The organism is Pseudomonas sp. Irchel 3F6 (assembly GCF_900187595.1).
Lineage (GTDB): Bacteria > Pseudomonadota > Gammaproteobacteria > Pseudomonadales > Pseudomonadaceae > Aquipseudomonas > Aquipseudomonas siliginis.
Window position 1 is genome coordinate 212,091 of the sequence record NZ_FYDP01000001.1, and the last position, 13,650, is coordinate 225,740.

A 13,650-nucleotide genomic window follows, 5' to 3' on the forward strand; every position below is an offset into this window, starting at 1 on the left:
GCGCTTTGATGGCCGGGTGCTAGTTTCAGGTTCTGACCGACAAACCTTTGACATTTGCCCTTTTCCGATCACCGGTATCGCCATGTTCAAATACGCCAAGGAACTGCTCTTAGTTGCCCATCTGTTGCTCTTTTCCGACTATTACGTGGATCGGTTAAATGCTATCGGGTGGGGTTTGAATGTACTTGTTTTTGGCGCGATGTTTTTGGCGCTGACTTTTGCGTTATATCTAACTGCCTATATACGTCAGGCTCTTGTTCGACATGCGTTCGCATTAACACTGTTTGTGGCGGCGGTTTTTTTCGATGTCTATACCCGGGTCACGGCGGATTACCTGAGGTACAGCGATTTTGTCTCGCTGGTGTACTCCGGCGGCTTCATTCAGGAAGCGGCGTACCAGTACCGCGACGCGATCCTGCGCGCGCTGCTCAGTGGCTTGCTGCTGTTATTCGGCATCGGACTCAAGCCGCGTCATGCGCTGTTCATACCCAATACGTTGCGGGTAGCGGCTCCGGTCATCGGCGTGTTGATGCTCAGCGCTTTGCTGTTTTTACGTGCGGGTGAGGGCGCACGTGGTCTGCCGATCATGTACACGCCGCTGGCCTACCTCAACCTGTTTGCCTACGAAGCGTTGCATGACACCGTCGGCCCCCGTGAGGCGGTGACGCTTGCGCGCGCCACGCCCGCCGTCGGCCACGACATCGTGCTGATCATCGACGAAAGCATTTCCGGCAATTACCTCGACATCAACGCGCCGTTCGGCGTGCACAGCAACCTCAAGCAAGCGCCGGCCGGGGTCGATGTCTTCAACTTCGGTTATGCCGCGTCCATTGCCAACTGCAGCGCCGACACCAACGTCACCTTGCGCTACGGCGGCACCCGCGCCGATTACAGGCGCATCAACAGCACGTTGCCGTCGATCTGGCAGTACGCGAAGAAGGCCGGGCTCGGCACGGTGTACATCGACGCCCAACGCACGGCCGGCAACCTGCAGAACCTGATGACCGCTGCCGAGAAAAACGACATCGACAGTTTCGTGCAATTCGACCAGACCAGCGTGCGCGACCGCGATATGGCGGCAGCGGCGAAGCTGATCGAATTGCTCAATGACGATCGCCCCGAGCTGATCGTGATCAACAAGGTCGGCGCGCATTTTCCGGTGCATGACAAATACCCGGACGCGTTCATGGCCTACCGGCCAACGCTGCCGCGCGGGCAGTTCACTGAAGTCGCCGATACTGGCGAACGCACCGGTTTCAACGGCCAGCCGGATGACTGGGTGCTGTATCGCAACGCCTACAAGAACACGCTGTTGTGGAACGTCGGCGAGTTCTTCGCCCGGGTGTTTGCCCAGGCCAATCTGGACAATGCGCTGCTGATATATACCTCCGATCATGGCCAGGATCTGCATGAGCGTGGCAATCCGGGCTTGAATACCCATTGCGGCGGCGACCCGGTGGAAGAGGAGGGGCTGGTGCCGCTGGTGGTGATTCAGGGCCGTGGATTGCAGACGCCGGACTGGGCAGCGAATCTGCCGGCAAACAAGGACCGCTCCAGCCACTACAACATCTTCCCGACGCTGTTGCAGGTGATGGGTTATGACCTTGCGGGGATTGAAGCGGTATATGGCAAACCGCTGAGCGTGCCGACGGCGGATGAGTTCACTTTCAACTACCGCTTCAATGCGCGGTTGGGGGCCAAGCCTGAGTGGAAGCATATCGATCTGGGCAGCATCGTCACCCCGGAACGAGCGCCGGCGAGTGTGGCTTCGGGGCAGTGAGTTTTTGATTGCTCGGGCGGGCCTCTTCGCTGGCAAGCCAGCTCCCACAGGGTTCGAGGTTGTTCACGAATCCTGTGTCAGCACTGGCCTCCGTGGGAGCTGGCTTGCCAGCGATGGGGCCAGCACTGACACCAGCCAATTCAAAGCTTCAGCCACCGCGCCCGATACTCCCCAGGCGCGCACCCCAGCCAGCGCGCGAAAGCCCGGTTGAATCCCTGCACATCGCTGTAACCCAACCGATCCGCCACGTCGACCAGCTCCAGCGCCCCGGATTGCAACAGGTCCTCGGCACGATAGCGGCGATGCTCATCAAGCAGTTCGCTGAAAGTCCAGCCCAACGCCTTCAAGCGCCTTGCCGCCGTGCGCTCAAGCACATGCTGTGTAGCACAGAACTGCTGCCAATCCGCTGAAGCCAGATCTTCGATCAGATAATCGCTGAGCTGTCCGAGCAAGGTCGATTCACTGAGACGTCGGGTCTGTTCCAGCAGATCGACAAGCGTTGTTTCCAATGCCGGATTGCCCGGTGTCAACGGCATCACGAACAGCTGAGGATCCAGATAAATCGCCGCGCATGACTGCTCTGCGCTCACCGGGGCGCGCAATGCCGATTGATGCTGCTCGCGGCTTGCCGATGCCAATGCCACACCTAGCACCGGATCACGATTCACGCCGCTGGCGAGCAATTTGCGCCGCACCAGGCTGCACAGGCTGACAAGGATGTAATCGGTCAGCGCCGCCGGAGCACCAAGACTGCCGTCGTCGACCAGACGCAGTGTTACGCCGTCATCTTCACGCAGGATTTGCACACGGAAATGTCCGTTGAAAAACGCAAAGTACTCGGCGAAAAACGCACAGGCACGTTCCAGCGACACGGCGACATCGAACAGATAGGTCAGCCCGTTGGTGGCCGTCGAAACGAAACGTTCACCCGCCGCCAGACCGATCAGTGGATCCCCGCTCTGTTCCACGGCAAACGCCCAGAAGCGCCGTGACATCAGCAGCGGCATGCGCGTGAACGGCGTGCGCAGATCGAACAGGCTGCGGCGCAGCTGCGCTTCGATTGCGCCTTGGGTAACGCCGCGCGCGAGCAATTCTTCAATGGCCGGCAGCAGGGTCGGCGCGTAAAAAGCGTTGACGGGCTGCGGATGGATTTTGCTCATGTTGTGCGCGCGTCTCCCGTAGCTCCGTTAGCCGCCAGCAAACGCTGATCGACGCTGAGGATCGCCTTGATCATCGCCCGCGCTGCTGGCGTCAGGGTAAAACCGGCGCGGCTGACGATGCCGTAACCCAGTTGCAGCGCCGGCTCGTCATGGGGGACGTCGACAAAGTCGAGCAGCTCGATCAGGCCTCGATCAAGTTGTTCACGCAAGGCCTCAAGCGTGGCGAGCCCCACCGCGTCTGAACGCAGCACTACGCGCTGGATCGCGTCAAATTGTGCGCACTCGACGCTCGGGGTGAAGTCCTGCTCACCGAGGATATCGGCGAGTACCTTGCGGATCATCGGTGGAATGCGCGTGCCGACGATCGGGTAATCGAGCAGGGCGCGCAAGCGCAGGTCTCGTTGCGCGAGGAGCGGATGGCCGGCGCGACAGAAAAACCGTCCCGGCCGCGTGCGCAGCAGGTGCACCTGATACTGCGGATCGCTGACGAAGTGCCGCGCATCGGCGACGAAAAACTCGATCTGCTGCTCGCGCAACCACAGCGTCAATTGCTGCCAGTCGCCCTGATGAAACCGCGTGCGAATCGCCGGATGCGCATCAATGAAGTCGGCCAGCGCTTCCGGCACCAGCACTTGCGCCGGATACGGACCGCAACCGAATTGCAGTTCGCCGCCGGTGAGGCCGTTGTATTGCGTCAATTCGTTGTGCAGCGCCTGACTGCCAGCGAGCAGGCGCCGCGCATGTTGCAGCACCAGTTGTCCTTGCCCGGTCAGGCGAAACTCACGGCTGCTGCGCTCGACCAGTTCGCAGCCGAGATCCCGTTCCAGAGTCTGGATGCTGCGGCTGAATGCCGGTTGGCTGAGGTTGATCGCCTCGGCGGCGCGCCCGAAGTTGCGGTAATCAGCGAGGGCGACCAAGTGGCGAAGCTGGCGAAGATCCATCATGCGTCTCCTGCATTTTGCGAATACTTTTAATGCATTGGATCGATAGCACGTCCGCTGGCATAAGTACACGCCTGTTCTTCGATGGCCGCCTTCATGTCTCAGCCTCTGTTCGCCTCCAGCGCGTTCACCCGCACGATTCTCGCGCATGCTCGCCAGTCCGGGCTGTGCCCGCAACGCTTGATGACGCGCGTCGGGATCTGCCCGTCAGTGCTCGCCGGACAGCATCAATTGATCGCCGCACAAGCGCTTGAACGGTTGTGGCGTGAGTGTGAATGGGCCGGGGTAGCGCCGACGTTTGGCTGCGAACTGTCCGACGGGATGGCGACCGATTGCCTGCAAGGACTGAATATTCTGCTCGACTCGGCCGCGACCCTGCGGGCCAGTCTGAAGTGCTTCATCGACTGCTTGCCAAGGGTGATCAATTACATTGCGGTGGAATTGGTCGAGGCGGGCGATTTTGCTCATTTGCGCCTGCGTTCGCAGCAGGGGCAGCTCCATCATTTCGCTCTGGATGCGGCGGCGATAACGCTGGTGCGCAACATTGCCCGTCGACTCGGCGGGGCGCCTGGAGATTTGTTTGTGAGTGTCAGCCTGCGCCCCGCGCAAATGGCCGGTGGCTGGCTGCGTGGAGTGGGTATCGCGGTGGAGCAGGGCGAGCATCTGTGCCTGACCTTGCCACGCTCCAGGCTCGATCAGGCCTTGCTGGGCGCCAACCCGTTTCTGCACCAGAGCATGCTGCGCCACTGGCACGCTGCAACTTGCGCGCCCGCGCGTGAGGACAATCTGACGATGGCGCGGCACTGGCTGACGGCGGGCGATCAACCGATCGAGCGGATCGCTGAGCGGCTGGGTTATCGCCAGCCTAGCAACTTTATCCGCGCGTTTCGCAAACAGTTCGGGATTACGCCGAAGCAGTTCCGGTTGAATCCCGGTCAGGCATGAGGGGCGTTTGGCCTAAGGCGTGACGATATTGAACTGCGGCCCGAACGTATCCAGGCTGCCCATCAATAATCCGAATTTCTGACCATTGCCCTGCAACTTCACCAGTCCTTTTTGCATCGCTGTCGGAAAGTCCAATTGCTTCAGGCTGATCTTCTCCAGCGTATCGCGGCTCAGGCTGACGCTCGCATCCGCCGCCGGATTCAAGCCGGCGCGGTGAGTCAGCACGCCGTTGCGCAGGGTCAGGGTGAAATCCTTTTGCACATCGTCGAACGTCCAGTTCAGCGTCAGGTCATGGGCCACGGCTTTGTCGCTGTCCAGGCGTACCGCGAGGTAGTCGAAGAACATTTCCGGACTCATCGCCCGGACCATGTCCACCGATACGGTATTGGCAGACTGCGGTGGTACGCCGTTGCGCAGTTCCATCGCACCGGTCAGGTACATGTTGCGCCAGGTGGCGTTCTCGCTTTGATAACCCAACTGCTCCAGCGTCTCGGCTTGAGCGTTGCGGGCATCCGCGTTGTCCGGATCGGCGAACAGCAACTGGTTGCCCAACTGCGCGGCCCAGCGGTAGTCAGCGCTGGCCATCGCACTGCGCATTTTCTCCAGCACCGACGCGGCACCCCCCATGGCCTCGACCGAGCGTTTAGCTGCATCGACCGGGGGCAGCGGATTGAGGTTGGCCGGGTTGCCGTCGTAGAAACCCATGTAGCGCTGATACACCGCGCGCGTATTGAAACTCAGCGAGCCGTAATAACCACGGGTGTACCACTTCTGATCGAGTGAGCCGGGCAGTTTCTTGATTGCTTCGGCAATTTCCAGCGGCGTCAGGCCCTGGTTGAGCAAGTGCAGGGTGCGGTCATTGATGAAGGCGTACATGTCACGCTGATCGGCGAGCAAAGTACGAATCCGCTCACCACCCCAGGTCGGCCAGTTGTGTTGGGCGAACAGCACGTCCGCCTTGTCACCGTAGCGCATGAGGCTGTCATCGAGGTATTGCGACCAGGCTTTGGCATCGCGTACTTGCGCGCCGCGCGGGGTGAGGATGTTGTGCATCATCTGCGTGGCGTTTTCGGCCATGCACAAGGCTTTCAGCTGCGGTAGATAAAGGTTCATTTCCGCTGGCGCTTCGGTGCCCGGGGTCAGCTGGAATTCGACTTGCAGGCCAGCGATGGTGCGGGTTTCCAACGGCTCGGCAATCAGATCGGTAGGCGCGATCAGTGTGACCGTGCCACCGCTGGGCGCGCTCTTGCCGAGGCCAGCGTCGACCTGGCCTTTTTCACTGCGCGGCAACAGGCTGCCGAACTGGTACTGCGCGCGGCGGCTCATGGCATTGCCGGCCATGACGTTCTCGCTCATCACGTGTTCCATGAAGCCCGCTGGCGCATACACCTTGACCTTGCCGGACTTGACATCGGCCTCGTCGATCACACCGCGCACGCCGCCGAAATGATCGACATGGGTGTGACTGTAGATCACTGCGACGACCGGTTTGCGCGGGCGATGGGCGTAGTACAGATCCAGCGCCGTCCTGGCGGTTTCGGCCATGGTCAGCGGATCGATGATGATCAGCCCGTCGTCACCTTCGATGATGGTCATGTTGGCGAGGTCGAGACCGCGTACCTGATACAGCTTGGGGCTGACCTCGAACAGACCGGCGTGGGCATTGAGTTGGGCCAGCCGCCACAGGCTCGGATTGACCGATTCCGGCGTCTTGTCTTTGGCGAGGAAATCATAGGCATTGACGTTCCAGATGACTTTGCCGGCGGCATCCTTGATCTGGCCCTTGAACGGTGCGATCAAGCCTTTGCTGACGGATTCGAAATCGGTGCGGTCGCTGAAAGGCAGGGTTTGCAGGACGGCAGCGTTGCTTGCAGCGGTTTGCATGCTTGGCGCCACCGGACCGTCAGCAGCGAGCAACGGCTGGCTCAGGCAAGTGGTGATCAGGCAGGTCAGCAGGCCACGCGGGCTCAGGATGAAACGGGGCATGGGTGTCTCCGGTTTTATTATCGTTATGGCCGAACAGCCAGCAGCTTAAGGCGCGGCGCTGGGTTGACGATGATCATCAGCGGACAAAAACCATTCAGGGCCGCTATCCTAGGCCCAGGTTCACTGATCGGGTTTGCCCATGCTTGAGGTTCGCGACGTTTTCAAAAGCTATGCCACGCCACAGGGATTGTTGCCGGTGCTGCAAGGCGTCGACCTGACGCTGGAGGCCGGTGGCAGCCTGGCGCTGATGGGCGAATCGGGCAGTGGCAAAAGCACGCTGCTGCATCTGGTGGCGGGGCTGGACAAGGTCGACAGCGGCAGCATCCGCAGCGGTGAACATCGTCTGGAAGCCATGAGCGAAGCGCAACTGGCCAACTGGCGACGTACGGAAATCGGTCTGGTGTTTCAGCAGTTCAACCTGATCGGCAGTCTGCGCGTGGAAGACAATCTGGCCTTTCAGGCGCGCCTGGCCGGGCGCCATGAGCCGCGCTGGCAAGCGCATCTGGTGCAGCGTCTGGGTCTGGGCGATCTGCTCTCGCGGTATCCCGAGCAACTCTCCGGCGGTCAGCAGCAACGAGTCGCTTTGGGCCGGGCATTGGCTTCGCAGCCGAAATTGCTGTTGGCCGATGAACCCACCGGCAGCCTCGATGAAGCGACCAGCGATGAAGTGCTGCGGCTGTTGCTGGAATTGCTCGATGACACGCCGACGACCCTGCTGATGGTCACCCACAGTCAGCGCGTCGCGGCGCGATTGGCCCAGCGTGTGGTGTTGTCGAACGGGCGGGTCGCCTGATGATCTGGCGGCAAACCCTGCGCGCGCTGCTCAGCCACTGGCGGCGCCATCCCGTGCAGTTTTTCAGCGTGCTGACCGGGTTGTGGCTGGCCACCAGTCTGCTCACTGGCGTCGAGGCGCTGAACAGTCAGGCACGTGACAGCTACGCGCGGGCCAGCCAGATGATCGGCGGCGAACCACAGGCCAGCCTGAGCACGCCGAATGGGGCACTGTTTCCCCAGCGCTGGTTTATCGAATTGCGCCGTCAGGGCTTGCCGGTGTCGCCGGTGTTGCAGGGCCGGCTGACGCTCAAGGGCCACGAAGACCAGCGGATTCAGGTGATGGGCATCGAGCCGGTGTCGCTGCCGACGGATTCGGCAGTGGCCGGGCAGGCGATGCCGATCGAGCGCATCGTCGAATTTTTCAGCCCGCCGGGCAGCACATGGATTTCTCCGGACACCCTGCAAATGCTCGGCTTGCGCGAAGGTGATACACCGCAAACCGTAAACGGCCAAACCCTGCCGCCACTGCTCGCGCAGAAGGACATGGCGCCGGGCCTGTTGCTGGTCGACATCGGCGTAGCGCAGCGCCTGCTCGAACAACCCGAGCAATTGTCGCGACTGCTGCTACCCAAGGACTTTCATCAAGAATTACCAGCGAGTTTCAACGATCGCTTGCAGCTCAAGAGCAGCGGCGAAGAAAACAATCTCGCGCGGCTGACCGAGAGCTTTCACCTCAATCTCGATGCCCTTGGATTTCTGTCGTTTCTGGTCGGCCTGTTCATCGTCCACGCCGCCATCGGCCTCGCTCTGGAACAGCGCCGAGGTTTGCTGCGCACCTTGCGCGCCTGTGGCGTCAGTGCACGAATGCTGATCGCATGTCTGGTGGTTGAACTGGGTGTGCTGGCGCTGATCGGCGGATTATTCGGTGTGATCAGCGGCTATTGGCTGGCCAGCGTGCTGCTGCCGGACGTCGCCGCCAGCCTGCGCGGTTTATATGGCGCGGAAGTGGCGGGGCAGTTGCGCCTGAGTCCCTGGTGGTGGTTCAGCGGCATAGGGCTGAGCCTGCTCGGCGCGTTGCTGGCCGGGGCCAACAGTCTGCTGCGGGCGGCGCGCCTGCCATTGCTGGCGGTGGCCGATCCGCAGGCGTGGCATCAACAGTATTCGCGCTGGTTGCGCCGACAGGGTTGGCTGGCGACAGCGCTGCTGACAATTGCGCTGGCGGCGCTGATCTGGGGCGACAGCCTGAGCAGCGGTTTCGTGCTCATGGCCGGGCTGTTGCTCGGTGCCGCTCTGGCCTTGCCGGTGTTGCTCAGCGCGTTGTTGAACCCGTTGCTCGGGCGCAGTCGTTCGGTGCTCGGCCAGTGGTTTCTCGCCGACTGCCGCCAGCAACTGCCAGCCCTGAGTCTGGCGCTGATGGCGCTGCTGTTGGCGCTCGCCGCCAATATCGGCGCCGGCAGCATGACCGCCGGTTTTCGCCAGACCTTCAACGACTGGCTCGAACAACGCCTGAGCGCCGAGTTGTACATCAACCCGGCCAACCCGGCGCAGGCCCGCGAGATGCACAGTTGGCTCAGGCAGCAGCCCAACGTGACCGCTGTGCTGCCCAACTGGCAGGTTTCGGTGACGCTGCAAGGCTGGCCGGCCGATGTCTACGGCATCATCGACCACTCCTACTATCGCCAGCACTGGCCGTTGCTCGACAGCAGTGGCAGCGATCCGTGGGGCAAACTGGCCACGGATGATGCGGTGATGCTCAGTGAACAACTGGCACGACGCCTGAAAGTGAAGCCGGGCGAGCATCTGAACATTCCCACGCCGAACGGCACATGGTCGCCGCGCATCGTCGGCATCTACGCCGACTACGGCAATCCGAAGGGGCACGTGCTGATCAGCAGTGAGCACCTGCTGCGCGGATGGCCGCAACTCACGCCGAACCGCTTCAATCTGCGTATCGACCCAGCGCAGATTCCGGCGCTGCTCAACGCCTTGCAGGCGCGTTTTGCGCTGGATGACAACCGCATCGTCGATCAGGCGCGGCTCAAGGGCTGGTCGGTGCAAGTCTTTGAACGCACATTTGCTGCGACAGCAGCTTTGAACAGCCTGACCCTGGCCGTGGCGGGTGTGGCGCTGTTCATCAGTCTGCTCACTCAGAGCCAGAGTCGCCTCAGTCAGCTCGCACCGCTGTGGGCGCTGGGCGTTACACGCAAACAATTGATGCTGCTCAACCTCGGTCAGACCTGGCTGCTTGCCGTATTGACGTTGCTGTTGGCGCTGCCGTTGGGCATCGCCCTGGCGTGGTGCCTCGATGCGGTGATCAACGTGCAGGCGTTCGGCTGGCGACTGCCGCTGCGGGTGTTCCCGTTGCAGTTGTTGCAACTGATGGGCCTGGCCTTGCTCGCGACTTTACTGGCTTCGGCATGGCCGCTGTATTCGCTGTACCGCACACAACCGGCGGACTTGCTGAGGACATTTGCCCATGAGGACTAAATGGCTCGTGCTGATGATTGCGCTGCTGCTCGCTGGCTGCGATCAGCCTGCACCCGAGGAAAAGGGTTTTGCCGGCATGGGCGATCAGGCGCAATCCTTCACCCCGGTGGTGCCCGGTCGGATATTCAGCTTTCCGGCCGATCATGGCGCGCATGATGGTTTTCGCATTGAGTGGTGGTACGTCACCGCCAACCTCAAGGATCAGCAGGGCAATGATTTCGGCGTGCAATGGACGCTGTTTCGCAGCGCCCTGAAACCCGTCGCCGAGCAGGCCGGTTGGGGCAACCAAACGATCTGGCTGGGCCATGCGGCAGTCACTTCGCGCTCGGTGCATCATGCCGCCGAGCGCTACGCCCGGGGCGGAGTAGGCCAGGCCGGCGTGCGCCTGGCGCCGTTCGAGGCGTGGATCGATGACTGGATGTTTGCCAGTCAGGCGCAGGATCCGTTGCGCGACATGCAACTCAGTGCTCGTGACAAGAATTTCGCTTATCAACTGCGCCTTACCTCCAGCCGACCGCTGGTGCTGCAAGGCGACCAGGGTTTCAGCCAGAAATCCGAAGAAGGCCAGGCGTCGTATTACTACAGCCAGCCATTTTTCCAGGCCAGCGGCACGCTGCAGATCGACGGCCAGACCTACACCGTCAGCGGCCCGGCGTGGCTCGATCGCGAGTGGAGCAGTCAGCCACTCACCGCCAATCAAACTGGCTGGGACTGGTTCTCGCTGCATCTGGACAGCGGCGAACACGTGATGCTTTATCGCATGCGGCAGAAGACCGGCGCGCCTTATCTGACCGGCACCTGGATCGCCGCTGACGGGCAGATTCAGACGTTGCGCAGCGAGCAGATCAGCCTTGTGCCGCAGGATACGGCCAAGGTTGCTGATCGACCGATGCCGGTGAAATGGTCGATCCGCATTCCAGACAAGAAACTCGATATCAGCGTTGACGCGATCAACCGCAATGCGTGGATGAATTTGCGTATCCCGTACTGGGAAGGGCCGGTGAAGATTGATGGCAGCCATCCTGGCCAAGGCTATCTGGAAATGACCGGGTATTAACGGCGGCACCGCTTTCTTCCCTGTGGGAGCGAGCCTGCTCGCGAAAGCGTCAGCGCTGTGACCGCTGAGTTAACTGACTGGAACTCTCGCCAGCGCTCTCCGCTCTACCCAGAAACCCGCCATTTTCGGACTCACCCATGAGCGACGACCTGCAACCCCCAGACCTCGACACCTGGCAGCGCCTGTTCGACGATCAAGCCTACTGGCAGAACTCCCCTGACGCTCACTACCTCGATCTGCAACGCATCGCCGATGGCCTGCTCGGCCAAGGCGCAATCGATCTTGAGCAATGGCAGTTGATGCGCGCCAAAGCCGACGATCTGCACAAGCAGTCACCCGAGGTCAACGTCGCCCGCGAACTTGAAGATCCCGAAGCCTGAGGACTCCTGCCATGAATACCACCAACAACCAGAACGACAACCCCGACGAACCACGCCCGGCCGGTGAAACCGAGCGCGACAATGATGCCTTGCGCCCGACTGATCCCAAGCAGCGACAGGACAGCGGCAAAGGCACCCCGAGTGGCGAATCCACCGCCCAGGAGACTGCCAAGCCACATACCCGTGGGCCACAAACCCAAGTCAAGCCCTGAACAGCGTCTATGCTCACTGGCACGCCTGCTGCAGAAGTCGTTTCGGTGGCGGGCGTCGCCATTTCATCACAGGGAAAGTAATGCATATGAAGCTCGACGCTCTGGCCAAGGCCATCACTCTCGCAACGCTGCTTTCTGCTGCCAGTTTCGGCGCTTTAGCTGCCGATATTCCGTTATCTGCCGTCGTTGAGGCCGATTCCGTTACCACCAAAGTGCTCGCCGTCGACCCGGCCAATCACCAGGTCGTGCTGGAAGGCCCCGAGGGACGTCAGGTCCACGTTCAGCTCAGCGACAAAGCGAAAAATCTTGCCAATCTCAAGGTGGGGGACCTGGTGAAAATCGAGGTGCAGCGATCTGTCGCCGCTTATCTCGATACAGACGTGGATAAAGGTCTGCCAGGCACCACCGAACGTACCGGCGAACTGCGCAAGGCCCCGGGCAGCGATAACCCGGGCGGCGAGGCCTATCGTCAGGTTCAGGTGCAGCTGAAAATCAGCAAAATCGATTTGAAGACCAATCAGGTCACCCTCCAAGATCCGTCCGGACAATCGAAGACGCTCGATGTGAAGAAGCCGGAGATTCAGGCCAAGTTGAAAGATCTGAAAGTAGGGCAGAGCGTTATTGTCACTTATACCGATATCCTGAAAGTGACCAGTCAGCACGATAGTTGAGTATTAACTCTACAAGTTTATTGCTCTTGTACAACTTTATGTATGAGAGCAATCATATAAAGGTTTTTGTAAGACAATTCCCGGGATAAATCGGCAAAACACAGTTTTTAACTTTTCAGTGCAAAAATTTCATGTTTGCCCATGACGACAGGTCCACTTGTTTGAATTAAAATCCTCGGCGTTCGCCCAGTGTCAGGGCTCTTTACCGGTGCAAGGATTGCCAGGCCGTAACACTGGGCGAACTCCACTACTGGCGAAAGTTGTATACAGAATCTGCAAACAAAAAGGGCGACTTTGAAGTCGCCCTTTTTTATTGTTTTCGATCAAGTCGAAGCCTGCATACCGGTTTTGCCATGCTGCCCCTGCAAGCGCTTGAGTGTCTGCTGGTACATTTTTGTACGGCGGTGATCCTTGCCATACGTGCCTGCCGCCGCGACGGTGCCGGCCTGGATGTGATCCAGATAGCGGAAAATCTTCCGCGGCGAGAGGAACCTGACGCCATAGCCCAACCCGACCATTCGATCCTGAAGCGTGTAACCAGGCACCTCCTCATCCATGCAGAAGTGCAGCCCGAGCGACTTCATCAAACGCGCATTCCACAGCGTACAGAAACTTTTCAGATGCGTTTCTTTATACGGGCGTGGTGGTTTCGAACGCAGGCCGAAATGAACTTTTAGCCGACGAACATGATGTTTGCAGAACCGCGAAGTTAACCGCCAGGTGTCTCGCAGCCACCCACGATCAAGTTGCTCAACACAACCCACCGCCGCCATGTCCGCACTTTTCGTGCATTCGCGCATCATCATCGCGAACACTTCCATGTCGTAGACAAAGGTATCGGTGTGCAGCAGAAACAAATAATCGGTCTCAACTTTCGCCAAGGCCAGATCCAGCGCCTTGCCATGGGCAATATGCCCCATTTCCTTGCCCGGCGACGGCCGCTCGATCAAATTGATCCAGTCCAGAGAACGCAAATAATCAAGGCTGGCATCCGCCGAATCGTTATCCACCACCCACACTGGAATGCCCTGCGCCTGGACATGCTCGCGCAACAGCTCCAGACACATGCGGGTGATGTCCGGAGTTTTGTAATTGACCAGAACAAGACTGAAGTTGGGATGCGGCTGGGTAGGCAGATCGAAGGCTTTCATGTCGGAGGGACTCATCACGGCTCAAGACGACAGGTTGATGAGCCGGGATGCTAGCGGGGGAAGCTTAGGTGAAGCTTAATTTGCCGATCTGATTGGTTTGTGAAAA

General features: G+C 60.2%; 12 protein-coding genes. 8 read left to right on the forward strand and 4 right to left on the reverse strand.

What is annotated here, in order from left to right; all coding sequences use genetic code 11:
• Nucleotides 1–82: 82 nt before the first annotated feature.
• A complete protein-coding gene (locus tag CKW30_RS00905) occupies nt 83–1,780 on the forward strand; it encodes a sulfatase-like hydrolase/transferase (protein ID WP_095179538.1) in 1,698 nt (565 codons plus the stop codon).
• Nucleotides 1,781–1,920: 140 nt separating this feature from the next.
• Here CKW30_RS00905 and CKW30_RS00910 read toward each other — a convergent pair whose 3' ends face one another.
• Nucleotides 1,921–2,940, reverse strand: coding sequence for an AraC family transcriptional regulator (locus CKW30_RS00910; RefSeq protein WP_095179539.1), 1,020 nt, complete (start codon nt 2,938–2,940; stop codon nt 1,921–1,923).
• The gene (locus tag CKW30_RS00915) at nt 2,937–3,881 is read right to left on the reverse strand and encodes a LysR family transcriptional regulator (RefSeq protein ID WP_095179540.1); all 945 of its coding nucleotides are present in this window, start codon (nt 3,879–3,881) and stop codon (nt 2,937–2,939) included. Before CKW30_RS00915 ends, CKW30_RS00910 begins: the two co-directional genes overlap by 4 nt.
• A gap of 96 nt (nt 3,882–3,977) precedes the next feature.
• Here CKW30_RS00915 and CKW30_RS00920 point away from each other — a divergent pair, with 96 nt between their 5' ends.
• Complete coding sequence (locus tag CKW30_RS00920; protein ID WP_095180273.1) at nt 3,978–4,826, forward strand: helix-turn-helix domain-containing protein; 849 nt, start codon at nt 3,978–3,980, stop codon at nt 4,824–4,826.
• Nucleotides 4,827–4,838: 12 nt separating this feature from the next.
• On the opposite strand, the gene CKW30_RS00925 is transcribed toward CKW30_RS00920, so the two are convergent.
• The gene (locus CKW30_RS00925; RefSeq protein WP_095179541.1) at nt 4,839–6,812 is read right to left on the reverse strand and encodes an alkyl/aryl-sulfatase; all 1,974 of its coding nucleotides are present in this window, start codon (nt 6,810–6,812) and stop codon (nt 4,839–4,841) included.
• 139 nt (nt 6,813–6,951) lie between these two features.
• Between CKW30_RS00925 and CKW30_RS00930 the strand changes: the two genes are divergently transcribed.
• The 6 genes from CKW30_RS00930 to CKW30_RS00955 all read left to right on the forward strand — a co-directional run bounded on the left by CKW30_RS00930 (nt 6,952) and on the right by CKW30_RS00955 (nt 12,393).
• Nucleotides 6,952–7,605 carry an ABC transporter ATP-binding protein gene (locus CKW30_RS00930; RefSeq protein WP_016774109.1) on the forward strand — a complete coding sequence of 218 codons (654 nt, stop codon included), beginning with the start codon at nt 6,952–6,954 and terminating at the stop codon, nt 7,603–7,605.
• Nucleotides 7,605–10,073 (forward strand): FtsX-like permease family protein, encoded by a 2,469-nt coding sequence (locus CKW30_RS00935; RefSeq protein ID WP_371857493.1) that lies wholly within the window; start codon nt 7,605–7,607, stop codon nt 10,071–10,073. Before CKW30_RS00930 ends, CKW30_RS00935 begins: the two co-directional genes overlap by 1 nt.
• Nucleotides 10,063–11,130 (forward strand): lipocalin-like domain-containing protein, encoded by a 1,068-nt coding sequence (locus tag CKW30_RS00940; RefSeq protein ID WP_095179543.1) that lies wholly within the window; start codon nt 10,063–10,065, stop codon nt 11,128–11,130. The genes CKW30_RS00935 and CKW30_RS00940 overlap by 11 nt, the downstream gene beginning before the upstream one ends.
• Nucleotides 11,131–11,267: 137 nt before the next feature.
• Nucleotides 11,268–11,510, forward strand: coding sequence for a hypothetical protein (locus CKW30_RS00945; RefSeq protein ID WP_095179544.1), 243 nt, complete (start codon nt 11,268–11,270; stop codon nt 11,508–11,510).
• Between the two features lie 11 nt (nt 11,511–11,521).
• Nucleotides 11,522–11,722: a hypothetical protein gene (locus CKW30_RS00950; protein ID WP_041478610.1), complete on the forward strand. Its 201-nt coding sequence runs from the start codon at nt 11,522–11,524 to the stop codon at nt 11,720–11,722.
• A gap of 86 nt (nt 11,723–11,808) precedes the next feature.
• Complete coding sequence (locus tag CKW30_RS00955; RefSeq protein WP_041478611.1) at nt 11,809–12,393, forward strand: hypothetical protein; 585 nt, start codon at nt 11,809–11,811, stop codon at nt 12,391–12,393.
• A 323-nt stretch (nt 12,394–12,716) separates the two neighbouring features.
• Here the strand turns inward: CKW30_RS00955 and CKW30_RS00960 are convergent, their stop codons facing one another.
• Nucleotides 12,717–13,544: a glycosyltransferase family 2 protein gene (locus tag CKW30_RS00960; protein WP_095179545.1), complete on the reverse strand. Its 828-nt coding sequence runs from the start codon at nt 13,542–13,544 to the stop codon at nt 12,717–12,719.
• Between the last annotated feature and the right edge of the window lie 106 nt (nt 13,545–13,650).